This window comes from Streptomyces sp. CNH189, from assembly GCF_000527195.1.
In genome coordinates, this window is record NZ_AZUS01000013.1 from 46,359 (window position 1) to 67,565 (window position 21,207).

At 73.6% G+C, this 21,207-nt stretch carries 25 protein-coding genes; 16 read left to right on the forward strand and 9 right to left on the reverse strand.

The annotated features are described in order from the left end of the window. The 6 genes from B100_RS0118610 (at position 1) to B100_RS0118635 (ending at position 6,840) form a co-directional block, all read left to right on the forward strand. Positions 1–1,455 carry an ATP-binding protein gene (locus tag B100_RS0118610; RefSeq protein ID WP_486585661.1) on the forward strand — a complete coding sequence of 485 codons (1,455 nt, stop codon included), beginning with the start codon at positions 1–3 and terminating at the stop codon, positions 1,453–1,455. After that, entirely contained in the window at positions 1,452–1,805 is a 354-nt protein-coding gene (locus B100_RS0118615) for a UBP-type zinc finger domain-containing protein (RefSeq protein ID WP_024885943.1), read from the forward strand. Before B100_RS0118610 ends, B100_RS0118615 begins: the two co-directional genes overlap by 4 nt. Positions 1,806–1,925: 120 nt before the next feature. Next, the gene (locus tag B100_RS0118620) at positions 1,926–3,302 is read left to right on the forward strand and encodes a CAP domain-containing protein (RefSeq protein ID WP_024885944.1); all 1,377 of its coding nucleotides are present in this window, start codon (positions 1,926–1,928) and stop codon (positions 3,300–3,302) included. An 85-nt stretch (positions 3,303–3,387) separates the two neighbouring features. Next, entirely contained in the window at positions 3,388–4,065 is a 678-nt protein-coding gene (locus tag B100_RS0118625) for an AIM24 family protein (RefSeq protein WP_024885945.1), read from the forward strand. A gap of 81 nt (positions 4,066–4,146) precedes the next feature. Then, on the forward strand, positions 4,147–5,106 hold the full coding sequence (locus B100_RS0118630) for a threonine/serine dehydratase family protein (RefSeq protein ID WP_024885946.1): 960 nt from the start codon (positions 4,147–4,149) through the stop codon (positions 5,104–5,106). Between the two features lie 135 nt (positions 5,107–5,241). Continuing rightward, on the forward strand, positions 5,242–6,840 hold the full coding sequence (locus tag B100_RS0118635) for a serine/threonine protein kinase (RefSeq protein ID WP_024885947.1): 1,599 nt from the start codon (positions 5,242–5,244) through the stop codon (positions 6,838–6,840). Here the strand turns inward: B100_RS0118635 and B100_RS0118640 are convergent. Next, a complete protein-coding gene (locus B100_RS0118640) occupies positions 6,832–8,280 on the reverse strand; it encodes a serine hydrolase domain-containing protein (protein ID WP_024885948.1) in 1,449 nt (482 codons plus the stop codon). The genes B100_RS0118635 and B100_RS0118640 overlap by 9 nt on opposite strands. Positions 8,281–8,352: 72 nt before the next feature. Between B100_RS0118640 and B100_RS0118645 the strand changes: the two genes are divergently transcribed. Further along, a complete protein-coding gene (locus tag B100_RS0118645; RefSeq protein ID WP_024885949.1) occupies positions 8,353–9,324 on the forward strand; it encodes an LLM class F420-dependent oxidoreductase in 972 nt (323 codons plus the stop codon). 103 nt (positions 9,325–9,427) lie between these two features. Next, on the forward strand, positions 9,428–9,853 hold the full coding sequence (locus tag B100_RS0118650; RefSeq protein WP_024885950.1) for an SsgA family sporulation/cell division regulator: 426 nt from the start codon (positions 9,428–9,430) through the stop codon (positions 9,851–9,853). A 37-nt stretch (positions 9,854–9,890) separates the two neighbouring features. On the opposite strand, the gene B100_RS0118655 is transcribed toward B100_RS0118650, so the two are convergent. Further along, positions 9,891–10,388: a DUF6328 family protein gene (locus B100_RS0118655; RefSeq protein WP_024885951.1), complete on the reverse strand. Its 498-nt coding sequence runs from the start codon at positions 10,386–10,388 to the stop codon at positions 9,891–9,893. Between the two features lie 140 nt (positions 10,389–10,528). On the opposite strand from B100_RS0118655, the gene B100_RS0118660 reads away from it, so the two are divergent. Next, a complete protein-coding gene (locus B100_RS0118660; protein WP_024885952.1) occupies positions 10,529–10,870 on the forward strand; it encodes a hypothetical protein in 342 nt (113 codons plus the stop codon). 32 nt (positions 10,871–10,902) lie between these two features. Here the strand turns inward: B100_RS0118660 and B100_RS0118665 are convergent, their stop codons facing one another. From B100_RS0118665 to B100_RS0118675, 3 genes are read right to left on the reverse strand one after another with little or no spacing between them, the layout of a single operon-like run. Next, positions 10,903–11,886 carry an aldo/keto reductase gene (locus B100_RS0118665; protein ID WP_024885953.1) on the reverse strand — a complete coding sequence of 328 codons (984 nt, stop codon included), beginning with the start codon at positions 11,884–11,886 and terminating at the stop codon, positions 10,903–10,905. Positions 11,887–11,945: 59 nt separating this feature from the next. Then, complete coding sequence (locus B100_RS0118670) at positions 11,946–12,653, reverse strand: ribonuclease H family protein (RefSeq protein WP_037723062.1); 708 nt, start codon at positions 12,651–12,653, stop codon at positions 11,946–11,948. A gap of 30 nt (positions 12,654–12,683) precedes the next feature. Beyond that, positions 12,684–13,478, reverse strand: coding sequence for a VOC family protein (locus B100_RS0118675; RefSeq protein WP_024885955.1), 795 nt, complete (start codon positions 13,476–13,478; stop codon positions 12,684–12,686). A 196-nt stretch (positions 13,479–13,674) separates the two neighbouring features. Here B100_RS0118675 and B100_RS0118680 point away from each other — a divergent pair, with 196 nt between their 5' ends. After that, positions 13,675–14,088, forward strand: a complete 414-nt coding sequence (locus tag B100_RS0118680) for a hypothetical protein (protein WP_024885956.1) — start codon at positions 13,675–13,677, stop codon at positions 14,086–14,088. Positions 14,089–14,118: 30 nt separating this feature from the next. On the opposite strand, the gene B100_RS0118685 is transcribed toward B100_RS0118680, so the two are convergent. Both B100_RS0118685 and B100_RS0118690 read right to left on the reverse strand, forming a co-directional pair. Beyond that, positions 14,119–14,448, reverse strand: coding sequence for a nuclear transport factor 2 family protein (locus tag B100_RS0118685; protein ID WP_024885957.1), 330 nt, complete (start codon positions 14,446–14,448; stop codon positions 14,119–14,121). A 91-nt stretch (positions 14,449–14,539) separates the two neighbouring features. Further along, the gene (locus B100_RS0118690; protein ID WP_024885958.1) at positions 14,540–15,025 is read right to left on the reverse strand and encodes a VOC family protein; all 486 of its coding nucleotides are present in this window, start codon (positions 15,023–15,025) and stop codon (positions 14,540–14,542) included. A 235-nt stretch (positions 15,026–15,260) separates the two neighbouring features. On the opposite strand from B100_RS0118690, the gene B100_RS0118695 reads away from it, so the two are divergent. Together B100_RS0118695 and B100_RS0118700 are read left to right on the forward strand one after the other, a co-directional pair. Continuing rightward, positions 15,261–15,917, forward strand: a complete 657-nt coding sequence (locus B100_RS0118695) for an ATP-dependent Clp protease proteolytic subunit (protein WP_024885959.1) — start codon at positions 15,261–15,263, stop codon at positions 15,915–15,917. Beyond that, positions 15,917–16,519: a ClpP family protease gene (locus tag B100_RS0118700; RefSeq protein ID WP_024885960.1), complete on the forward strand. Its 603-nt coding sequence runs from the start codon at positions 15,917–15,919 to the stop codon at positions 16,517–16,519. The genes B100_RS0118695 and B100_RS0118700 overlap by 1 nt, the downstream gene beginning before the upstream one ends. 34 nt (positions 16,520–16,553) lie before the next feature. On the opposite strand, the gene B100_RS0118705 is transcribed toward B100_RS0118700, so the two are convergent. Next, positions 16,554–16,973 carry a helix-turn-helix domain-containing protein gene (locus tag B100_RS0118705; protein WP_024885961.1) on the reverse strand — a complete coding sequence of 140 codons (420 nt, stop codon included), beginning with the start codon at positions 16,971–16,973 and terminating at the stop codon, positions 16,554–16,556. Between the two features lie 275 nt (positions 16,974–17,248). Between B100_RS0118705 and B100_RS0118710 the strand changes: the two genes are divergently transcribed. Beyond that, the gene (locus B100_RS0118710; protein ID WP_024885962.1) at positions 17,249–18,136 is read left to right on the forward strand and encodes a SigB/SigF/SigG family RNA polymerase sigma factor; all 888 of its coding nucleotides are present in this window, start codon (positions 17,249–17,251) and stop codon (positions 18,134–18,136) included. A 128-nt stretch (positions 18,137–18,264) separates the two neighbouring features. On the opposite strand, the gene B100_RS0118720 is transcribed toward B100_RS0118710, so the two are convergent. Further along, positions 18,265–18,720 carry an ATP-binding protein gene (locus tag B100_RS0118720; protein ID WP_024885963.1) on the reverse strand — a complete coding sequence of 152 codons (456 nt, stop codon included), beginning with the start codon at positions 18,718–18,720 and terminating at the stop codon, positions 18,265–18,267. A gap of 143 nt (positions 18,721–18,863) precedes the next feature. Here B100_RS0118720 and B100_RS0118725 point away from each other — a divergent pair, with 143 nt between their 5' ends. The 3 genes from B100_RS0118725 to B100_RS0118735 all read left to right on the forward strand — a co-directional run bounded on the left by B100_RS0118725 (position 18,864) and on the right by B100_RS0118735 (position 21,201). Beyond that, positions 18,864–19,442, forward strand: coding sequence for a PRC-barrel domain-containing protein (locus B100_RS0118725; protein ID WP_024885964.1), 579 nt, complete (start codon positions 18,864–18,866; stop codon positions 19,440–19,442). Continuing rightward, entirely contained in the window at positions 19,439–19,873 is a 435-nt protein-coding gene (locus B100_RS0118730) for a PRC-barrel domain-containing protein (protein ID WP_078541003.1), read from the forward strand. The genes B100_RS0118725 and B100_RS0118730 overlap by 4 nt, the downstream gene beginning before the upstream one ends. Positions 19,874–19,941: 68 nt before the next feature. Further along, positions 19,942–21,201: a streptophobe family protein gene (locus tag B100_RS0118735; protein ID WP_024885966.1), complete on the forward strand. Its 1,260-nt coding sequence runs from the start codon at positions 19,942–19,944 to the stop codon at positions 21,199–21,201. Positions 21,202–21,207: the final 6 nt, after the last annotated feature.

Consider the following 21,207-nt stretch of genomic DNA (forward strand, 5'->3'; position numbering starts at 1 on the left):
ATGCCGTGCCTGCCGGACGAGATCGGCTCCCTCTTCCTGTTCGAGAAGCTGACCCCCGAGCAGCTGGGGCGGCTGTGCGACGCGGGCCGGGTGGAGGGGTACGAACCCGGCGCGGTCTACACCGAGGGCGACCCCGCCACCTGCTTCTACGTGCTGGTGGAGGGCACCGTCGTGCTGTCCCGGCGGGTCGGCGGCGACGAGGTGGAGGTCACCCGCACCTCCCAGCGCGGGGTGTACGCGGGGGCCATGCAGGCCTACCTCGGGGACCGGGTGCCGCAGGTCTACAACAACTCCCTGCGCGTGACGGAGCCGACGCGGTTCTTCGTGCTGCCCGCGGACACGTTCGCGGAGATCATGCAGGAGTGGTTTCCGATGGCGGTGCACCTGCTGGAGGGGCTGTTCTTCGGAGTCAAGAGCACCCAGCAGGCCGTCGGCCAGCGGGAGCGGCTGCTGGCCCTCGGATCGCTGTCCGCCGGGCTGACCCACGAGCTCAACAACCCGGCCGCGGCGGCCGTGCGGGCCACGGCCTCGCTGCGCGAACGGGTGGCCAAGATGCGCCGCAAGCTGCGGATCATCTCCGAGGGCACCTTCGACCGGCAGACGCTGGCGGGCCTGATCGAGATCCAGGAGCGCACCGCCGAGCGGGTCGCCAAGGCACCGGTGCTCAGCCCGCTGGAGGCGGCCGACCGGGAGGACACGCTCTCCGACTGGCTGGACGACCACGGCATCGCCGACGGCTGGCGGATCGCCCCGACGTTCGTGCAGGCCGGACTGGACGTGGACTGGCTGGAGCAGGTGGCCGCGGCCGTGGACGAGGCGCTGCTGCCCAGTGCGGTGGGCTGGCTGAGCTACACCGTCGAGACCGAGCTGCTGATGGACGAGATCCAGGACTCCGCGGGCCGCATCTCGCACCTCGTGGATGCCGCCAAGCAGTACTCGCAGCTCGACCGCGCCCCCTTCCAGGTCGCCGACGTGCATGAACTCCTCGACAGCACGCTGCTGATGCTGTCGGGGAAGACGGGGAAGGGCATCCGTGTGGTCAAGGACTACGACCGGACCCTGCCCCGGGTCCCGGCCTACCCCGCGGAACTCAACCAGGTGTGGACCAACCTCATCGACAACGCGGTCGCGGCGATGGACCACGCGGACGGGGACGGCGGCACGGGCACGCTGACCGTGCGCACCGCGCGGGAGAACGACCGGCTGCTGGTGGAGTTCGGCGACACCGGCCCCGGCATCCCGCCGGAGATCCGCGACCGGGTCTTCGACCCGTTCTTCACCACCAAGCCCGTGGGCGAGGGCACCGGGCTGGGCCTGGACATCTCCTGGCGGATCGTGGTCAACAAGCACCACGGCAGCATCCGGTTCGACTCCGAGCCGGGCGACACCCGCTTCCAGGTGCTCCTCCCGCTCACCGCCCCCGCCTCCGGCGAGACCCAGGAGGAGTCCGTATGACCACCGACCACGCCATCGATCCCAGCGTCCCGCCCTCGGGCGCGGGCTGCGCCGACTGCGAGACCGCGGGCGGCTGGTGGTTCCATCTGCGGCGGTGCGCGGAGTGCGGCCACGTCGGCTGCTGCGACAGCTCGCCGGGACAGCACGCCACGGCGCACTTCCAGGCCACCGGGCATCCGGTGGTGAGCAGTTACGAACCGGGCGAGACCTGGTTCTGGAACTACGCCACGAACGAGCTGTACGAGTCGGGCCCGGCGCTCGCGCCGCCCGACAGCCACCCGGCCGACCAGCCGGCCCCCGGCCCCGCGGACCGGGTCCCCGCCGACTGGACACGGGCCCTGCACCGCTGAACCGCCGGGCCCGCTCGGCCTCCGCCCCTGGGACGCCCCGTGGGGAACCCGAGGGCGCCGCCCGTCGTTGTCCGGACACCCCCACACCGGTCCGCGGACGACGACAACCAGGGCGGTGCGATGAGCGAGTTGGTCCCCGGCGGCAACATCCAGCTCCCGGGCGGTGCGGTGACCGTCCGGGTGCCCGGGCCGTTCGACGTGTCCGCGCTGATCACGGACGACGGCCGGAAGGTGCGCGGCGACGGGGACTTCGTGTTCTACAACCAGCCGTCCGCGCCGGGCGCCCGGCTCGGCGGCGACACGCTCGTCGTCGACCCGTCGGCGCTGCGTCCCGGCGCCACCCGGGTCACGGTGGCCGTGAGCCCCGAGGAGCCCGGCACCCCGCTCAGCGCCCTGCCGGCGCCCGTGCTGGAGGTCTGCGGCCCCGGCGGGCGCGCCCTCGCCCGCTTCCGCCCGCCCCGTCCCGACCGGGAGACGGTGCTGCTGCTCGCGGAGATCTACCGGCGCGGCGACGGCTGGAAGCTGCGCGCCCTCGGACAGGGGTACGCCGACGGACTGGCCGGTCTGGCCCGGGACTTCGGCGTGGACGTGGAGGACGACGAGGGCGCCGTCTCCACCCGAACCGCCCCGGTCGTCACCGGCAGGGCGCCGGTGAGTCCCGGTACGGCGCCCGCCGCCCCGCGGACGCGTCCGGTCGCGCCGCCCCGTCCCGCCGCCCCGCCGTCCGCGGGGGACGACTTCCTCGCCCTGGTCAACTCGGCGCGGCGGTCCGCGGGTTCACCGCCGGTCACGCACGACGGGCGGCTGGCCGCGGCGGCCCGGGAGCACGCCGGCGCGATGGCGCGGGGCGGGCGCCTCGCGGTCGAGGGACCGGACGGCGTCTCCGTGCACCAGCGCGTCGTCCTTGCCGGGTACCCGTACCTCACCGTCGGGGAGCACCTGGTCTCCGGGCCGCTGTCCGTCGACCGGTTCGTCGGCCACTGCCTGCGGCACGAGGCGGCCCGCCGCACCGTGTGCGACCCGGCCTTCACCCATGCCGCGGTGGCCTCCTGCGAGGGAGCCGGGGACACCTACTGGACGGCGCTGTGGGCCCGTCCGCTCACCCCGGAGGGCCTGGACCGCACGGCGGCGGAGGTCGTCGAGCTCACCAACCGGGAGCGGACGCGGGCCGGGCTGCCCCCGCTGTCCCGCGACCCGCTGCTGACGACGGCCGCGCAGGCGCACAGCGCCGACATGGTGGCGCGGGACTTCTACGCGCACACGGCTCCGGACGGCGGCAAGCCCTGGGACCGGGCCGCGGCGGCGGGGTCCCGGTGCCGCACCGTCGGCGAGAACATCGCGTGCGGGCAGCGGTCGGCCGCCGAGGTGGTGCGCGGCTGGATGAACAGCCCGGGGCACCGGGCGAACATCCTCAAGCCGGAGTTCTCGCACCTCGGCGTCGGCTTCGCGGGCGGCGGCCGGGCGGGCACGTACTGGACGCAGCTCTTCGGGGGCTGAGCGCGCGGGCGGATCCGGCGCCGTCCCGTACGCGCCGCGCCCCGGTTCTGGCCGGGGCGCGGGGGGCCGGGCGAGGATGGCCCTCATGAAGGGTGACCTGTTTTCCAGTGAGCACATGGTGCGGCCGGCCACGGCCCCGGGCATGACGGTGGAGAACGCCAAGTGCCTGCGCTACACCGTCGACGGCGAGATGATCGCCCGCCAGGGGGCGATGGTCGCCTTCCGCGGCGACCTGCAGTTCGAGCGCAAGGGCCAGGGCGTGGGCGGGATGCTCAAGCGCGCGGTGACCGGCGAGGGACTGCCGCTGATGGCGGTGCGCGGGCGAGGCGAGGCCTGGTTCGCGCACGAGGCGCAGAACTGCTTCGTCGTCGAGGTCGACCCCGGTGACGAGTTCACCGTCAACGGCCGCAACGTCCTGTGCTTCGACGCCACGCTCTCCTACCGCATTTCCACCGTGAAGGGGGCGGGCATCACCGGCGGCGGCCTGTTCAACAGCGTTTTCACCGGGCACGGCACACTGGGCCTGGTCTGCGAGGGCAGCCCGCTGGTGATCCCGGTGACGTCGCAGAGCCCGGTGTACGTGGACACGGACGCGATCGTCGGCTGGACCGCGGGTCTGTCCACCTCGCTGCACCGCTCGCAGTCGCTGGGCTCGATGCTGCGCGGCGGCTCGGGCGAGGCCGTCCAGCTGGTGCTTCAGGGCCAGGGTCACGTCGTGGTCCGCCCCAGCGAGGCGCCGCCGCACAAGGCGCAGCAGCGCTGAATCTCGTTGACCTCGGCCGCCCGCCGGGTGAGGCTGGGGCACGGCGCGGATCACGCCCCCCGCGCCGGAAAGGTGACAGTCGTGATCGAGATCGCCGACATCGAGGCCGCGGCCGAGCGGATCACCGGGCACGTGGTGCGGACCCCGACCGTGCCGAGTCCCGGGCTCTCGGCGCTGCTCGGTGCGCCGGTGACGGCGAAGCTGGAGCTGCTCCAGCGGACCGGGTCGTTCAAGGTGCGCGGTGCGGCGGCGAAGCTGCTGGCGCTGAGCGAGGCGGAGCGGGCCGCCGGTGTGGTCGCGGTGAGCGGCGGCAACCACGGCATCGCGCTGGCCGTGACGGCCGCCGCCCTCGACGTGAAGGCGACCGTGGTGATGCCGCGTTCGGCGCCCGTGCGGGCGGTGGAGATCGCGCAGGCCGCGGGCGCCTCGGTGCGGGTGACGGACGACATGGACGGTGCCTTCGCCCTCACCGCCGAGCTGCGGCGCGACGGCCTGACCCTGGTCCACCCCTTCGACGACCCGGAGGTGGTCGCCGGTCAGGGCACCGTGGGTCTGGAGTTCGCCGAGGACGCCGGTGAGCTGACCGACGTGCTGGTCAGCATCGGCGGTGGAGGTCTGATCGCCGGGGTCGCGACGGCGCTGCGGGCCCGGCGGCCCGGGGTGCGGGTGTGGGGCGTGGAGACCGAGGGGGCGCAGGCGATGTCCGAGGCGCTCAAGGCGGGCGGGCCGGTGCCGGTCGCGCTGACGTCGATCGTCTCCACCCTCAGCGCGCCGTCCGTGTCGCGGCTGACGTACGACCATGTCGCGGAGCTGGTCACGGAGGTGCTGGTGGTGTCGGACCGGGACGCCGTGCGGGGCTCGCTGGACCTCGCGGACCACGCCAAGGTGTGGGCGGAGCCGGCCGCGGGCTGTCTGCTGCCCGCCGCGCGGCAGGTCCTGGAGCGGGTCGGCGAGGGGGCCCGCCTGGGGCTCGTGGTGTGCGGCGGCAACGCCACCACGGCCGACATGATGGCCTGGACGGACCACTTCTCGCTGCGCTGAACCCGGCGCTGATCCCGGCCCTGAGCCCGGCGTGCGTTCAACGCCGGGACCGGTGCCGGTCCCGGCGTTGAACGCACCGGCCCCCTCCCCGCGTATCAGTGGGGACGGAAGTCAGCGGTTCGACGAGGGAACACCATGGGCTGGGCGCACGCCTCCACCGATCGGCCGGTCGCCGGCCGCTACCGGCTGGTCGAGATCACGCATCGCGAGACCAACCGCGTCAGCTGGTACGCCGACGACCTGGAGACCGGCCGGCCGTGCCTGGCCACCCGCGTCGACCTGTCGGCGGACGCCGCGGAAGGCGCCCGCCGGGCACCCTCGCGGATCCTGCGGGCCAACGAGAACGTGGCCCGGCTGTGCCCGGGCCGGATCGCGGGGGTCGTCGACGCGGTCGCCGAGGGCGGCGGGCTGTGGATCGTCACCGCCTGGATCGACGGCACGCCGCTCGACGAGGTGCTGCTCCAGCAGGGCACGTTCGCCCCGGTGCGGGCGGCGGGCGTCGCGCTGGACCTGCTGGACGTCCTGGACGCCGCTCACGCGCAAGCCGTCACGCACGGCGAGCTCAGCCCCGGCCAGCTGTTCCTGCCCGAGTCCGGTCCGGTGGTGGTCGGCGGCTACGGCCTGGCCGGCACGACGTCGGCCCCCCGGCTCACGGCACCGTCGTACGCGGCGCCGGAGCAGGCCCGCGACGAGCGGCTCGGTCCCGCCGCGGACCTGTGGGCGCTGGGTGCCATCCTCTACACGATGCTGGAGGGCCGCCCGCCGTTCCGGGACCGGGGCAGGGTCGCGGCCACGCTGAAGGGGGTGGACCGGCTGCCGCTGCGCCCGCCGCTGCGCTGCGGGCCGCTCACCCAGGTCGTCACGGGACTGCTCCGCAAGGAGGCCCGGGAGCGGCCGAACCGGCAGGTGGTCCGGGAGGTGCTCACCCGGGTGCTGCGCGACGACCCCGGCGGTGTCCACGCGCCGTGCGCGCGGGCGGCGTTCGGGGCCGCGTGGCGCCGTGCGGGGCGGGGTCGGGGGCGCGGGACCGTGCTCGCCGGCGCCGCCCTGGCCGTGGTGGCGGTGACGGCCGCCACGGTCGCCCTGGCGCGGGGACTGCCCGGCGACGACCGCGCCGCCGGCGCCCCGACGGCCCCGGCGACCGCGACCACCGGTGCCGCCTCCCCCGCACCGGCCCCGACCGGCACCCCCTCGCCCGCGCCCTCCGGTGCCGTCTCTCCGGGCCCGTCCCGCACCGCCGCGCCGTCCCCGTCGGGCACGGGCGCCCTCCCCGCCGGCTACCGGACCTACCGGGCACCGGAGGGCTTCTCCGTGGCGCTGCCCGCGGGCTGGGAGCGCCAGGACACCTCGCGCGCCGGCCGGTTGTCCTACCGCGTCACCTTCGGCGCCGACGACGACCCGCGCACCCTTGCCGTCACCTACAGCGAGCGGGTGGGTCCGGACCCGGTCACCGTCTGGCGGGACACCGTGGAGCCGGGGCTCCTGCGGACCGGCTCCTACCGGCGGATCGGCGGCATCCGGCCGACGACCTACCAGGGGCGTGAGGCCGCCGACATGGAGTGGCTGGCGGCGGACGACGGCACCCGGGTGCGCACCTTCGGGCGGGGGTTCCTGCTGGGCGACGGCCGGGGTTTCTCGCTGCGCTGGACCACCCCGGCCGCCGACTGGACGCGGGCCGACAGCCGGGAGGCGCTGCGGACGGTCCTGCGAACCTTCCGGCCCGGCTCAGCGTGAGCCGCGCGGGGCGCGCAGCGCGCGCAGCGGCCAGGGCACCAGCGGGCGGGTGAGCCAGTGCGCCCGGAAGGTGCGGTCGGCGAGGGAGCAGGTGACGCGCAGCCGGTGCGGCGTCTCCAGGAAGGAGATGTCCACGGTGAGGGTGTCCGGGTCGGTCCAGCCACCGCTCACGGCGGCCGGCTGGGGCCCCTCCGTGACGGTCCAGCCAGGACCGGCCAGGCGCGCCTCGAACCGGTGGCCGTCCTCCGTGAGGGTCAGCGTCCAGCCGGCGTCGGCGTCGGCCGTGAGCTCGGCGGCGGTCAGCTTCGGCTGCTCGGCGCAGAGCCCGCCGTCCGGGGTGAACGCGGCGCCGGACCAGCCGTCGGCCGGCGCGGCCGGTGCGGGGGCGCCCGGGGCCGGCGGCAGGGCGAGGCCGTCCAGGCGCTCGCGCAGGGCGGCGTCGGCGGCCTCCCGCCCGGTGAGCGGGGCCGGGCCGAAGGCGGGCAGCAGGTGTTCCCACACCAGTTCCAGGTAGCGCTGCATCTGCTCGGTGGCCGTCGTCGCGGCGATCACCGCGTCGTGCTCGGGCAGCACCAGGCAGTACTGGCCGTAGGCGCCGTCGCCGCGGAAGCCGTGGCGGCCCCGCCAGAACTGGTAGCCGTAGCCCTGGTCCCAGTCCGGGCGGTCGTCCCCGCCCATGGCGCCGGCGGTGTCGATGTGCGGGCGCGTCGCGCGGGCGACCCACCCCTCCGGCAGCAGCCGCTCGCCCTCCCGGACGCCGTCGTTCAGGTAGAGCAGGCCGAGGCGGGCTATCGCGTCGGTGGTGGTGTGCAGTCCGGCGAAGCCGATGTCGCGTCCGGCGCGGTCCCGCGACCACAGCGCCTCGCCGATGCCGAGCGGGTCGAACAGCCGGGGCCGCAGGTAGTCCGCCATCGTCTGCCCGGTGACCCGCTGCACGATCGCGCCGAGGGTGTAGGTGCAGGGCTGGTTGTAGGTGAAGAGGGTGCCGGGGTCGCGCTGCGGCGGCTGGAGCAGGAAGCCGCGCACGGGTTCGGCCGGGTCGGTGCCGAACGCCTCGTCGACGGTCTCGTGGTCGTGCCCGCTGGCCATGGAGGCCACGTGGCGCACCAGCATGGCCCGGCTGCGCGGGTCGGTGATGTCCGCCTCGAACTCGGGGAAGTACGACAGCACGGGGGCGTCGAAGTCGATCAGGCCCTCCGCCTCGGCGAGCCCGGCGGCGGTCGAGGTGAAGCTCTTGCTGAGCGAGTACAGCAGGTGCGGCCGCTCGGCGGTGTAGGGCGCCCACCAGCCGGAGGCCACGACCTTCCCGTGCCGCAGGATCATCAGTCCGTGCGGCTCGATGTCCGGGTCGGTCTCGACGGCGTCGAGGAAGGCGTGGACACCGGAGGCGTCGACGCCCTGGGTCGCGGGGGCGGCGGTGGGGAGGGCTCGGTGGGTCATGGGGCCATCCTGCCCGGGCCACCGCCGGGTGATCCATCGTTTTCGCCGGTCGCCGTGGGGGACCCGGACACCATGGTGCGAATCGGATACACGATGATGACCGAGCAGGCCGGGCCGCGTGAACTCGTGGAGCACGTGGTGCGCGCCGAGGAGGCCGGCTTCGACTTCTCGGTGACCTCGGACCACTACTTCCCGTGGCTTGCCGAGCAGGGGCACTCGCCGTACGCGTGGAGCGTCCTGGGCGCGGCCGCGCAGGCCACCTCGCGGATCCCGCTGATGACGTACGTGACGTGTCCGACGAAGCGCTACCACCCGGCGGTGGTGGCGCAGAAGGCGGCGACGATGCAGCTGCTGTCCGGGGGCCGGTTCCGTCTGGGACTGGGCTCGGGAGAGAACCTCAACGAGCACGTGGTGGGCGGCGGCTGGCCGCCGGTGGACGTACGCCACGAGATGCTCGAGGAGGCGGTGGAGATCATCCGCGCCCTGTTCGAGGGCGGTCATGTGAACTACCGGGGCGAGCACTTCGACGTGGAGTCGGCGAAGCTGTGGGACCTGCCGGACCAGCCGCCGCCGATCGGGATCGCGGTCTCGGGCAAGCGGTCGTGCGCCCTCGCGGGGCACCACGCCGACCTGGTGATCGCCACCGAGCCGAAGCCGAAGCTGCTGGAGATGTTCGACGAGCACGGCGGCGAGGGCAAGCCGCGGGTGGGGCAGCTGCCGGTGAGCTACGACCCGGACCGGGACACGGCCGTGGAGCGCGCGCACGCCCAGTTCCGCTGGTTCGGCAACGGCTGGAAGGTGAACTCCGAGCTGCCGCACCCGGACTCCTTCGCCTCGGCGACCCAGTTCGTACGGACCGACGACGTCGCCGCGTCCATCCCGTGCGGCAGCGACCCGGAGGACTTCGTCGAGGCGGTCCGCCCCTACGCCGAGGCCGGTTTCACCGAGATCGCCCTGGTCCAGATCGGCGGTGAGTCGCAGCCGGCGTTCCTGGACTGGTCGGAGAAGACGCTGCTGCCGGCGCTCCGGGAGGCCTTCGCCTGACCCTCCGTCCCGGGCCGGTGACAGATTCACCCGGAGAGCTGAGCATCTTGCGCGGAACCGGGGTACTAGAGGGCTCTACGTCGGTACGTCCCGGAGGCACCTCGTGAACTCGTTCGTGCACAAAACCCTGGTGGTGGAGCTCCAGGCAGGCGACACGGAACGTTTTCCCGTGCTCGCCCACCTGAGCTACGACCCGTCGGACCCGTTCGCCGTCACCGTCGTCTTCAGTCTCGACGGGCGCGTCCTGGCACGCTGGCAGCTGGACCGGGAGATGGTCACCGACGGCCTGACCCGGCCGGTCGGCATCGGGGACGTACGGCTGCGCCCGCAGGCCCGCGGGGTGGGGCGGGAGCTGAGGATGGAGTTCCTGGGCGAGGCTCGCGCCGACGGCGGCCGGCACCACGCGGTGGTGTTCGCCTGGGCGGAGGCGGTCGGGGAGTTTTTGCACGAGACCCACCGGATGGTGCCGCCGGGGTGCGAGGAGGTGCGCGTGGACGACTTCCTCGCCGACGTCTTCGCCGGGAGCTGACGGAAAGTACGGCCGCCAGCCCGCTCAGCCCTCCGCGTCAGCGGCTGGTGTGGCGGTAGCGGGCCCACATCGGCAGCCCGAACCAGCACAGCAGGTACCAGCACACCACCCCGGCCACGAGGTACGGGACGAAGTCGTCGTGGGTGGCCACGCGCAGGATCAGCAGCAGCGACGAACTGGTGGTGACCAGCAGGAGCGCCAGCCCGAGCAGGGTGAGCCGGGAGGCCCACCGCACGGCCTGCGGCTTGATGCGCCGTCCGCTCACGAGCCGGTGCAGGGACACCGGGCCGATCAGCGCCCCGGTCGCACAGGCGCCCAGGACCACCGTGACGATGTAGATGGTCTTGTCGGTGCCGGACAGGTCCTCGTACGTCGGGGTGAACACGACCGTCAGAAGGAAGCCGAACAGGATCTGTACGCCCATCTGGGCGACGCGGACCTCCTGGATGAGCTCGGTCCACATCCGGTCCGCTCTCTCCTCCTCCGTCTCGTTCCGCCCCCGGCGCCTGTTCTCGCCCCGCTCCGTGTCCGGCACGGTGCCTCCTTCGGATAGCTCTCCCCTGGCCTTCCCATCCGGTTTCCCCGAAAGGGGGCGTCCTCCCACCGCCGGTTTGGCGGCGCGGGGCACGGTTACACGGTCGGCGACACGACCCAGGCCCGAGGAAAGTGGGACACATGTCGGACACCCAGCTCACCGTGACACTCAGCGGCGGGGACACCGAGGACGCCCGGGCGGTCGTCGGGGCGCTGGAAGCCACCTTCGGACCGCCGCAGGAGCGGCCCTCGGACACGGACGCGACGGTCCGTATGGCGACGTTCACCGGGGAGGGGCAGGGGGACGCCTCCGGGCAGACGGACACCAGGCCCCTGTCGGAGCCGGTGACCGTCACGGTGCAGGGCAGCCCGGAGGCGGTGCGCCGGGCGAGCGACACGCTGTCGCGGTCCTTCACGAGCCGCGACGAGGGCGCCGTCGCCGGTGACCAGGAGCAGGAGCGTCAGCTGCTCCTCGAATCCTGAGCAGCCGCTCCCGCCGCTCGTGACCCGCTCCCCTACCAGCGGCCCTCGACCTGCTCGCGGATCCGCCGGTCGTACAGGTCGGCGATCGCGGCGAGGGTCGCGTCGGACAGCTCCGGCAGGCGGGCGGCCGCGGCGTTGGCGCGGGCCTGCTCGGGTGAGCGGGCGCCCGGGATGACGGTGGTCACGCCGGGCTGCTGGACGATCCAGCGCAGCGCCAGCTGGGCCGGCGTGTACCCCTCGGGGGCCAGTGCCGAGAACTCGGCGGCCGCCTCGACACCGGTCGCGTAGTCCACGCCGGAGAACGTCTCCCCCTGGTCGAAGGCCTCGCCGTGCCGGTTGAACGAGCGGTGGTCGTTCTCCGCGAAGACGGTGTCCTTGGTGTACTTGCCGGACAGCAGACCCGAGGCGAGCGGGACCCGGGCGATGATGCCGACGCCCGCCTCCCGCGCGGCGGGGAGCACCTCGGGCAGCGGCTTCATGCGGAACGGGTTGAGGATGATCTGCACGCTGGCCACGTTCGGCCGGGCGATGGCGGTCAGGGCCTCGGCGCTGGTCTCCACGCTCACGCCGTAGGCGGCGATCCGCTCCTCCTCGACGAGGGTGTCGAGGGCGTCGAAGACCTCGTCGGTGGAGTAGACGGGCGTGGGCGGGCAGTGCAGCTGCACCAGGTCGATGCGGTCCACGCCCAGGTTGCGCCGGGAGCGGTCGTTCCAGGCGCGGAAGTTGTCCAGGACGTAGTTCTCCGGGATCTGGTCGACGCGGCGGCCCATCTTGGTGGCGACCAGCACGTGCAGGTCGGGCCGTCCGCCGATGAACGACGCGATGGTCTGCTCGCTGCGCCCGTCGCCGTAGACGTCGGCGGTGTCGAAGAAGGTGACGCCCGACTCGGCGGCGGCCTCCAGTACCGCGAGGGCCTCCTTGTCGTCGACGTCTCCCCAGTCCGCCCCGAGTTGCCATGTGCCGAGACCGATCACCGAGGCGTGCTGTCCCGACCTGTCGAAAGTGCGCTCTTCCATGGCGGTCAGTCTGTCATCCGCTCCGGTCCGGCGACCGGCGGCTCCCCCGTTCGGGCTGCTCAGGCGGTCACGGCCGTCCGGCACTCGGGGTGGCCCCAGCCCTTGTCGTTCTTGGCGATGGGCTCACCGGCCGCGTACGTCCGTCCGCACGGGCAGCGCCCGGCGAACTTCGCCTTGATGGTGCGCGCCGAGGACCCCCCGGAGCGCCGGGACGTCTTGGCGCCGCCGGAGGCGCGGCGGGCCGTGCCGCCCGCCGGGCGCGGGGCGGACGGCGGCGGCTCGGGGGATCCCTGAGCGCTGCCGGCGTCCTGCTGGGCGGAGGCCGCCTGGCTTGCGGCGCGGTCGGCGAAGTCGTTGAGCCGGTCGCCGTCGACCTGGTGGGCGGGGACGTAGCGGAACTCCACCGGGCGGTCCTGCAGCAGCCCGTCGATGCGGACCACGAGCTCCTGGTTGGCGACCGGCTTGCCGGCCGCGGTGCGCCAGCCGTTGCGCTTCCAGCCGGGCAGCCAGGTGGTGACGGCCTTCATGGCGTACTGCGAGTCCATCCGGACCTCCAGCGGCACGCCGGGGTCGGTGGCGGCCAGCAGCCGCTCCAGGGCGGTGAGTTCGGCGACGTTGTTGGTGGCGGTGCCGAGCGCGCCGGCCTCCCAGCGCTCCGGTGTCCCGGAGGAGTCGGCGACCACCCAGGCCCAGCCGGCGGGCCCGGGGTTTCCCTTCGAGGCCCCGTCGCACGCGGCCACCACACGTTCACCCATGCGCCCGATCATGCCACGGCCGCGGGGGTGCGCCGGTCCCGCTCAGCCGACGTCGGTGGTCTTCGGCATCTCCCCCGCCGTGGTGGTGATGTCGAGCACCGAGAAGTTCGCGCCCTGCGGGTCGCTGATCGCCGCGAACCGTCCGAAGGGCGTGTCCATCGGCCCGAACCGCAGCACCCCGCCGCGCGCGGTCGCGCGGGCGACCGCCTCGTCGCAGTCGGCGACGGTGAAGTAGACGTTGATGTACGGCGGCACCTCTGGCGGGAAGTCGTCGGTCATCCGCATCCTGCCGAGGACGCTGCGCTCCCCCAGGTCGTAGACCCGGAAGTCCATCTCGCCCTCCAGCTGCTTGGCGCGGTAGGAGAAGACGGCGGGGAAGAACGCGTCGGCCTTCTCCGGTTCGCGGGTGAAGACCTCCGCCCAGCAGTACGCGCCCGGTTCGGCGACCGCCTGGAAGCCTTCGTGGGCACCGGCCTGCCACACGCCGAACACGACGCCGCCCGGGTCGCGGGCCAGGCACATCGTGCCGTAGTCGGCGACCTGCATGGGCTCCATGAGCAGTTCTCCGCCGTTGTCCCGGATCCGGGCGGCGGTGGCGGAGGCGTCCCGGGCGGCGAAGTACAGGCACCACTGGGAGGTGCCCTCCTGCCCGGGCATGGGCGGTACGACGGCGGCCACCGCCTTGCCGTCGGCGTAGGCCTGGGTGTAGTTCCCGTGCTCGGACGACGTCTCGCCGAAGGTCCAGCCGAGGACGTCGCCGTAGAAGTCCTTGGCCGCGTCGAGATCCTCGAACATCGCGTCGGCCCAGCACGGTGTTCCTTCGGGTGGTACGGCCATGGCTGCGGCCCTCCGCGTCGACGGTTCGCTCGTCCCCTCACGCTAGCCACGGCCGCCCGGACCCGCGCGCCGGGCGGGAAGGCGTCCGCGCCGGTCCGAACGAGGCCTTGGTCCGGCGTGGCCGGGAGGCGCAGCCGCTCGGCGGACCCGGTGTTCTCCTCCGCCCCGCTGAAGATGAGCGAAGGGCGTCCACAAGGTGATCCACAACACGGCGGCCGACGCGTTGCGGCCCTGTCCGGCCACCGGCCGGGGCGACGCGTTCGACAGCCTCGACACCCTGCCCGGCGTTCGCTCCGTCGACCAACGGGGCCACACCGCCGGTCACAGCGGATATCTCTTCGGCGAAGGAGACCAGCCGGTCCTCTTCTGCGGCGACACCGTGCACAGCCACACAGTGCAGCTGCCCTGCCCCCACGTGTCGATCGCCATCGACAGTGACGAGTTCCGCGCGGTCGAGGCGCGTGCCGGGGTGCTGGAGAACGTCTCGGCGCACGGCTGGTGGGTCGCCGCGTCCCATCTGCCGTTCCCCGGCCTGGGTCATGTGCGGCGCGCCGGCGACGGGTACACCTGGCTCCCCGTCCACTTCAAGCCCGTGGGTGTGCCCGGCTGAGGGTGTGGAGGGCGGGCCGGCCCCGTCCGCTCAGCCGATCCGCACGCTCGCGATCAGGCCGTCACGCAGGTGGAAGGTCATCGGGCCCGTTCCGTTGTATCCGTTCCCGGTGACCGCGAGCGTGACGACATAGCTGTCTGGGTCGGGGCCGGGTTCGACCCCCTCCGTGCCGAAGTGCGACTGGACGCCGATGTTGTCCGTGCCGTTCCAGGACCGCACTCCGTCATGGCCGTGGAACTCGCGTCCCCAGTCGTTGAGGTAGGCGTCCTCGGTGAAAGCGGCCACGAAGGCGTCGCTGTCACCGCGGTTGGTGGCCTCGACGAACGTACGGATGGCGTCGGGGAGATCAGGGGTGGACATCTGATTCCTTCCTCACGGCGTGCGGACCGGGCGGGCGGAGGGGCGTGGTCCGCGGCCACGCCCCGCGTCGGCCTCACGCCTCGCGCCGGCCTCACGCCTCGCCCGCGTACGCCTTCTCCAGCTCCGAGATGTCCAGTTTGCCCATGGTCATCATGGACTTCAACGCGCGGTCCGCCTTCTCGCGGTCCGGGTCGCCGATCATCTGCGTGAGCCGCTTGGCGTTGACCTGCCAGGAGACGCCGTACCGGTCCTTGAGCCAGCCGCACGGGCCGTGCTCGCCGCCGCCCTCGACCAGTTTCTCCCAGTAGTGGTCGATCTCGTCCTGGTCGTCGCACTCGAGCTGGAAGGAGATCGCCTCGTTGAACGTGAACTCCGGTCCGCCGTTCAGGGCGACGAACTTCTGGCCGTTGGCCGTGAACTCCACGGTGAGTACGGAGCCCTCCTCGCCGGGCACGGCGCCGGTGTTGCGGACGACGTCGCCGAGCTTGGAGTTGCCGAAGACGGAGACGTAGAACCGCGCGGCCTCCTCGGCCTGGCCGTCGAACCAGAGGCAGGTGGTGAATCCGTCGGTGTCCATGAGTACCTCCCGGGTGCGGTGCCCCTCGTGGGAACCGGTCACGGGGGCAGACCGGTCCGGGCGCCGGAACTCATCGGTGTCGCCGCCGGCCGGCGCGAGGCGGGGCCGCCCGGGCCGTTCTGCCCGGGGCGAATCTGCCGCGGGCAGAGATCTCCCCTCCGGCCGGTGCGGCGGGCCGACGGTGGCCCCACACGGCCGCCCGGCCGTGATCCGACGAGCGACCACGGGAGCGTCCATGTCCCCACTCACCACCGGCCCCTGGCCGGCCGTCCGGCCCACGGCCGAGGACGGCGACACCCCGCCGACCCGGTTCGACGACCACCTCGCCGCGCAGCTGCTGGCGCAGCGGATCGTGCTGCTCGGCACCCAGGTCGACGAGGTCTCCGCGAACCGGGTGTGCGCCCAGCTCCTCGTCCTGTCCGCCGAGGACCCGCGCACCGACATCAGCCTGTACATCAACAGCCCCGGCGGTTCGGTGCACGCGGGTCTGGCCATCTACGACACCATGCGGCTGATCCCCAACGACGTGTCCACCCTGGCCATGGGCTTCGCGGCCAGCATGGGGCAGTTCCTGCTCAGCGTCGGCACGCCCGGCAAGCGGTACGCCTTGCCGAACGCGCGGGTGATGATGCACCAGCCGTCGGGGGGCATCGGCGGGACCACCGCGGACATCGAGATCCAGGCGGAGAGCCTGGAGTACACCAAGCGGACCATCGAACGGATCACCGCCGAGCACACCGGGCAGACCCCGGAGACCATCTCCCGGGACGGCGACCGGGACCGCTGGTTCACGGCCGAGCAGGCGCGTGCGTACGGAATGGTCGACCGGGTGGTGGAGTCGCTCGACGACGTCCGGCCGGCGGCCGCGCGACCGAGGATGGGGCTGCGCTGATGGGGAGCTACACGATTCCGAACGTCGTCGAGCGCACCGCGCGCGGCGAGCGGTCCTACGACGTGTTCAGCAGGCTGCTCGCGGAGCGGATCGTCTTCCTGGGCACGGAGATCGACGACGGGGTCGCCAACGTGGTCGTGGCCCAGCTGCTGCACCTGGAGTCGGAGGCCCCGGACAGCGAGATCGCGGTCTACCTCAACTCCCCCGGCGGCTCGTTCACCTCGCTGATGGCGATCTACGACACGATGACGTTCGTGCGGGCGCCCGTCTCGACCTACTGCGTGGGGCAGGCGGCGTCCACGGCCGCCGTGCTGCTGGCCGGCGGCGACCCGGGGCGGCGGTTCGTGCTGGAGCACGCGCGGGTGCTGCTCGGGCAGCCCGCCACCGGCGGGGTGCGGGGCACGGCGTCCGACCTGGCCCTGCGCGCCCGGGAGATGGTGCGGATCCGCGCCCAGGTGGAGGAGGTGCTGTCGCGGCACACGCACCAGGACGTGGCGACGCTGCGGGCCGACATGGACCGCGACAAGGTGTTCACCGCGCAGGAGGCCGTGGAGTACGGCCTCGCCGACGAGGTGCTCGCCCGGCGCCTCGTCGGCATGTGAGAGCCCGGACGGCCAAACGGCACCCGCCCTGGATCTAGGCGGCCAGGCAGAGCCCGTTGTGCGCGGAGCCGTCGCGGACGACGGGCCGGGAGCCGACGGCGGTCCGCCGGGACGTGACCCGGACCAGCTCCGCGTGGGTGCGGGCCAGCAGGTCACCGAGACCGAGGCCGAGTGCCCCCGCGGCGGCCGCGAGGACCTCCGAGGAGGCCTCCTTGCGGCCCCGCTCGACCTCCGACAGATAGGGCATGGAGATCCGGGCGGCGTCGGCGACGTCCTTGAGCGTCCGCTCCTGGGCCTGCCGCTCCTTGCGCAGCACGTCCCCGACGAGGTGCCGCCACAGCGGCTCTCTCGGCGCGGCCGGCGTGTCCGCCGGCCGGGGGGCCGCCGGGCCGGAGGGCGCCGGGTCGCGGCGCAGGGGGAGGACACGGGCGTGGTTCGGCTGGTGAGCGGTCACGTCCTCAGCCTAGGAATCCCGCTCCCGTGGGCAAGGGAGCGGGATTCCGCCCTGAGTGAAGCCGGTATCCGGACGGCGATCCTCCGCCCGGTGGTGCCGCGCCGCGCCGGGCGCCGTACCATCGAACGCGGGCGTGACGGCCGTGCGCACCGCGTCTCCCCGAGCGGTGCTGGGCGCGGTCCGGCCACGCGGAAAACTGATGGGCATAGGTTCGCCGGACCTGGGTACTCGCGAGGCTCAGGCAATGGCAGCCGTGACGTGCGTGGGGAGAGGCAATGAGGACCGCCGTGATCCGGTCACAGGAGCGGGACGTCGTCGAGCACACCAAGGCCGGGACGTACGGCGAGCACCTCCCGTCCTCGGTCGACGCGCGCGCCGTCGCCCCCCGGGACGCCCGCGAGCTCTCCCGGCAGTTCTTCCGGCGCCTCGCGGAGCTGGAGGAGGGGACCCTCGAATACCAGTACGCGCGCAACACGCTCATCGAGATGAACATGTCCCTCGTGCGCTTCGCGGCCGGGCGCTTCCGCGGTCGCGGCGACGACATGGACGACATCGTGCAGACCGGCATGATCGGCCTGATCAAGGCCATCGACCGGTTCGAGCTGTCCCGCGAGGTCGAGTTCACCTCCTTCGCGCTGCCGTACATCGTCGGCGAGATCAAGCGCTTCTTCCGTGACACCACCTGGGCCGTGCACGTGCCGCGCCGGCTCCAGGAGCTGCGCGTGGAGCTGGCCAAGGCCCGCGAGGAGCTGGCCAGCCGGCTGGACCGCGAGCCCACCGTCGCCGAGCTGGCGACCCTCATGAACATCAGCGAGCAGCAGGTGATCGAAGGCCAGATCGCCGCGAACGGGTACAACTCCTCCTCGCTGGACGCCGCGCTCACCGGGGACGGCCCGGAGAACGGCGAGTCGGTCCTCGCCGACTTCATCGGTGTCGAGGAGGAGCGGCTGGGCCTCGTGGAGGACTTCCACGCACTGGCCCCCCTCATGGCGGAGCTCAGCGACCGCGACCGCGAGATCCTGCACATGCGGTTCGTCGAGGAGGCCACGCAGGCGGAGATCGGTGAGCGGCTGGGCTGCTCGCAGATGCACGTGTCGCGCCTGATCAAGCGGATCATCGCCCGGCTGCGTACCGGCATGTTCGGCGAGCTGGGCTGCGCCTGACGGCACGCACACACCGGAAAGCGCCCCTGCCGGACGGATCCGGCAGAGGGGCGCCGGTGCGAGGGACCGACCGCGTGGAGGCCGCGGGGGACGTCAGCCCTCGGTGAGGGCTGCAGCCGCGGGAGAAGTCAGCCCTTGGTGAGGTCGAGGACCGCGCGTACGCGTTTGCCGACCGGGACGCGCTCGACGGCCACGTCCTGGGCCAGCGCGCGGACGATCTCCAGTCCGTGCCGTCCGATGCGCTGCGGATCGCGCGGGAACACCCGGGGCAGGGTGCCGCTGCTGTCGTAGACCGCGACCGTGAGCGAGGTGTCGGTGCCCTCCAGTTCCAGGATGTACGGACCGTCGCTGTGCCGGTCGGCGTTGGTGACCAGTTCGCTCACCACGAGCTGCACGGCACCGTCCACGCGCGCGTCGATCGTGGCGCACCACTCGGTCCTCAGCTGCTCGAGGAACTGCACGGCGAAGTGCCGTGCCTCGGCGATGCAACCCTGCTCGCCGGTGAAGTGCGCCGCCCGCCGCAGCGGTTCCACGGGCACGTCGAAACCAGTCGGTATCACTACCCCGTCCAAGCGATAGGTCATGCGTTTCCCTCTGCGACGCCGGGTCGGCCGGACGATCCGCACCGGTCCTGGTACCCCGAGTCGGCCGCAGCACTCCACCTGATCCATGTTCGGCTTCCCGAGCCGGGGAACCCGGTGGGCCCCAGGCTCGCGAAGGGGGCGCCATGAACGGGCTGAAAGCCGTACGGAGCCTCGCGACGCTGCCCGTGGTGACGCTGGGCGGTGACGCGGTGGCGCTGGTGCGGGACACGGTGTTCGACACGTCCGCCCGGCGGATCGCGAGTTTCACCCTCAGCGGGCCGGCGCTGCTGTCCGGGCCGCTGTCCCGCGACCTGCCGTGGCCGGCGGTGCACTGCCTGGGCCCTCGGGCCGTCATGATCAGGGACGCGGGGGCGCTGTTCGCCCTGTCCTCCGGGGCACGGCGGGACGCCACGCGTGGGCGGGTGCTCGGCGCGCAGGTGGTGACCGAGGACGGCGACCCGGTGGGTACGGTGCTCGACGTCCTGGTGGAGGGCGGCACGAGCGGCCGGATCGTGGCGTTCCGGCTGGCCGCGGACCGGCACCTGGTGCACGGTTCCCGCCACCACCGGCACCAGGTGTACCTGCCGGGCGGCGAGGCGCTGCGGATCACCGGCCGCACGCTGGTCGTCCCCGCGCGGGTGACGGCGTACGTGACCGACGACCTGCCCGACTTCGTGGCGCGGGTCGACGCTCTCCACGGCCGGGCGGGCGGCGTGCCGTGACGACGCTGTTCTCCGAGGTGTGCGGGCTGCCCGTGGCCGGGGCCGACGGGGCCCGGCTCGGTGCGGTGCGGTCCCTGACGGTCGACGCGGCGTCCGGCAGGGTCACCCACGCGTGGATCAGGCGCGGTCGGTGGCGCCGGGGCACCGTGGTGGCCTGGGACGACCTGCGCGCGGCCGAGCCGGGGCTGCTGGCGGTCCGACCGGCCGCCGGGCCGTCCCGGGTGCCGGCCCCGCGCGAACTGCTGGGCAGCGAGGTGCTCACGGAGTGCGGCGAGGAGCACGGGACGGTGCTGGACGCGGCGTTCGATCCGTCCACCGGCCGTCTCGGCGCGGTGCTGACGACCCGGGGCGAGGTGAGCGCGGACCGGTTGCTGGGTCTCGGCGACCACGCCCTGGTGGTCCGGGACGCCCGCGGGCACCACCCGGTCTGAGGTCGAAGGACCCGCGCGGACGGACCTCCCGGCGGGCGGCGGGGGCGGGCCCTGCTTAGCGTGCACACGTGAGCGCACACTCCCCTTCTCCCCCGCGGCCCCCTCTGCACGGCTGGCTTCCGGCCCTGGTCACGGTGGTCGGCCCGCTGGCCGCGATGGGCGCGGTGGCGGCGCTGGGTCTCTGGGCGGCCGGCGCCGCCGACCTCCCGGAGGGTTCCTTCGCGCCGGTGCTCGCGGCCGTTCTGGTGCTCGCCGTCGGGGGTACGGTCCGGCTGTCCGGGGACGCCGGCGGTCTGGTCGGCACGGAGGGCGGTCTGACGGTGATCCCGCTGTCCGTCACCCTCACCGGGGCGCTGCTGATCGGCTGGTGCTTCCTGCGCCCGCTGCGCCGCCGTACCGTCGTGGGCGCGCCCGGTCTCGCGGGGTGGGCCGCGCGGGTGGCCGTGCTGTGGCTGCTCGCCGTCCTCGGACTGGCCCTGGGCGCGCGCCACACCTTCGAGATCTCCCTCGGGGACGACCTGCTCGGTGACCTGGGCGAACTGTTCGGGATCACTCCCGTGGTCGGTTTCGCCGCGGACGTGCTGCCGACCGTCCTGATCGGTCTGGTGTGGCTGGCGGGTGTGCTGGTGGTGTCGCTGCTGGTGTCCCGTGGCGCGCCGCTGCCGGCCGGGCTGATGCGGTTCCAGGCGGCGGCGCGCCCCGCGGCCCGGGCGGCGGTGGTGCTGCTGCTCGCCTCGGTCGCCGTCGCGCTCGTCGTGGCGCTGGTGGTGGCGGCCACCCGGGGGCATCCGGCCGAGACGTTCGCCGTCGTGCTGCTGGGGCTGCCCAACGTGGCCTGGCCGGCGCTGACCGTCGGGCTGGGGGCGACCTGGGAGGGCAGGGTGGAGGGGCCGTTCGGGCTGCCCATGCCGCGGGTGCTGGACGAGGTGCTGCGCACCCCGGACATCTCCGACCTGAACCTGGGCACGCTCGTCGAGCACGACGGGGGGCGGTGGTGGTGGCTGCTGGTGGCCGCGGCGGTCCTGGTGGCCGCGGCGGCCTGTGTGATGGTCACCGACTCACCGCCCGGGGTGCCGGCCTGGCGGCACGCCGTGCGGCTGGCGGTGGCGCTGGCGCTGGCGGTGCTGGCGATCGGCCCCATGGCGCGGATCTCGGCGCGGATCGGCCTGTCGGTGCTCGGCATCGGTGACCTGGGCGAGGGGCTGTCCGGGCAGGTGCTGCTGGAGCCTCATCTGTGGGGTGCGCTGGGGCTGGCGCTGCTGTGGGGTCTGGCGGCCGGATTCGCGGGGGCCTGGGCGGCACGGGGACTGCGGCGGCGGAGTCGTTGAGGGGCG

Excerpts from the sequence above, each read along its gene's own strand:
- B100_RS0118610 (WP_486585661.1), top strand. The coding sequence starts at position 1 with ATGCCGTGCCTGCCGGACGAGATCGGCTCCCTCTTCCTGTTCGAGAAG.
- B100_RS0118615 (WP_024885943.1), top strand. The coding sequence starts at position 1,452 with ATGACCACCGACCACGCCATCGATCCCAGCGTCCCGCCCTCGGGCGCG.
- B100_RS0118620 (WP_024885944.1), top strand. The coding sequence starts at position 1,926 with ATGAGCGAGTTGGTCCCCGGCGGCAACATCCAGCTCCCGGGCGGTGCG.
- B100_RS0118625 (WP_024885945.1), top strand. The coding sequence starts at position 3,388 with ATGAAGGGTGACCTGTTTTCCAGTGAGCACATGGTGCGGCCGGCCACG.
- B100_RS0118635 (WP_024885947.1), top strand. The coding sequence starts at position 5,242 with ATGGGCTGGGCGCACGCCTCCACCGATCGGCCGGTCGCCGGCCGCTAC.
- B100_RS0118640 (WP_024885948.1), bottom strand. The coding sequence starts at position 8,280 with ATGACCCACCGAGCCCTCCCCACCGCCGCCCCCGCGACCCAGGGCGTC.
- B100_RS0118645 (WP_024885949.1), top strand. The coding sequence starts at position 8,353 with ATGGTGCGAATCGGATACACGATGATGACCGAGCAGGCCGGGCCGCGT.
- B100_RS0118660 (WP_024885952.1), top strand. The coding sequence starts at position 10,529 with ATGTCGGACACCCAGCTCACCGTGACACTCAGCGGCGGGGACACCGAG.
- B100_RS0118665 (WP_024885953.1), bottom strand. The coding sequence starts at position 11,886 with ATGGAAGAGCGCACTTTCGACAGGTCGGGACAGCACGCCTCGGTGATC.
- B100_RS0118670 (WP_037723062.1), bottom strand. The coding sequence starts at position 12,653 with ATGATCGGGCGCATGGGTGAACGTGTGGTGGCCGCGTGCGACGGGGCC.
- B100_RS0118675 (WP_024885955.1), bottom strand. The coding sequence starts at position 13,478 with ATGGCCGTACCACCCGAAGGAACACCGTGCTGGGCCGACGCGATGTTC.
- B100_RS0118685 (WP_024885957.1), bottom strand. The coding sequence starts at position 14,448 with ATGTCCACCCCTGATCTCCCCGACGCCATCCGTACGTTCGTCGAGGCC.
- B100_RS0118690 (WP_024885958.1), bottom strand. The coding sequence starts at position 15,025 with ATGGACACCGACGGATTCACCACCTGCCTCTGGTTCGACGGCCAGGCC.
- B100_RS0118695 (WP_024885959.1), top strand. The coding sequence starts at position 15,261 with ATGTCCCCACTCACCACCGGCCCCTGGCCGGCCGTCCGGCCCACGGCC.
- B100_RS0118700 (WP_024885960.1), top strand. The coding sequence starts at position 15,917 with ATGGGGAGCTACACGATTCCGAACGTCGTCGAGCGCACCGCGCGCGGC.
- B100_RS0118710 (WP_024885962.1), top strand. The coding sequence starts at position 17,249 with ATGAGGACCGCCGTGATCCGGTCACAGGAGCGGGACGTCGTCGAGCAC.
- B100_RS0118720 (WP_024885963.1), bottom strand. The coding sequence starts at position 18,720 with ATGACCTATCGCTTGGACGGGGTAGTGATACCGACTGGTTTCGACGTG.
- B100_RS0118725 (WP_024885964.1), top strand. The coding sequence starts at position 18,864 with ATGAACGGGCTGAAAGCCGTACGGAGCCTCGCGACGCTGCCCGTGGTG.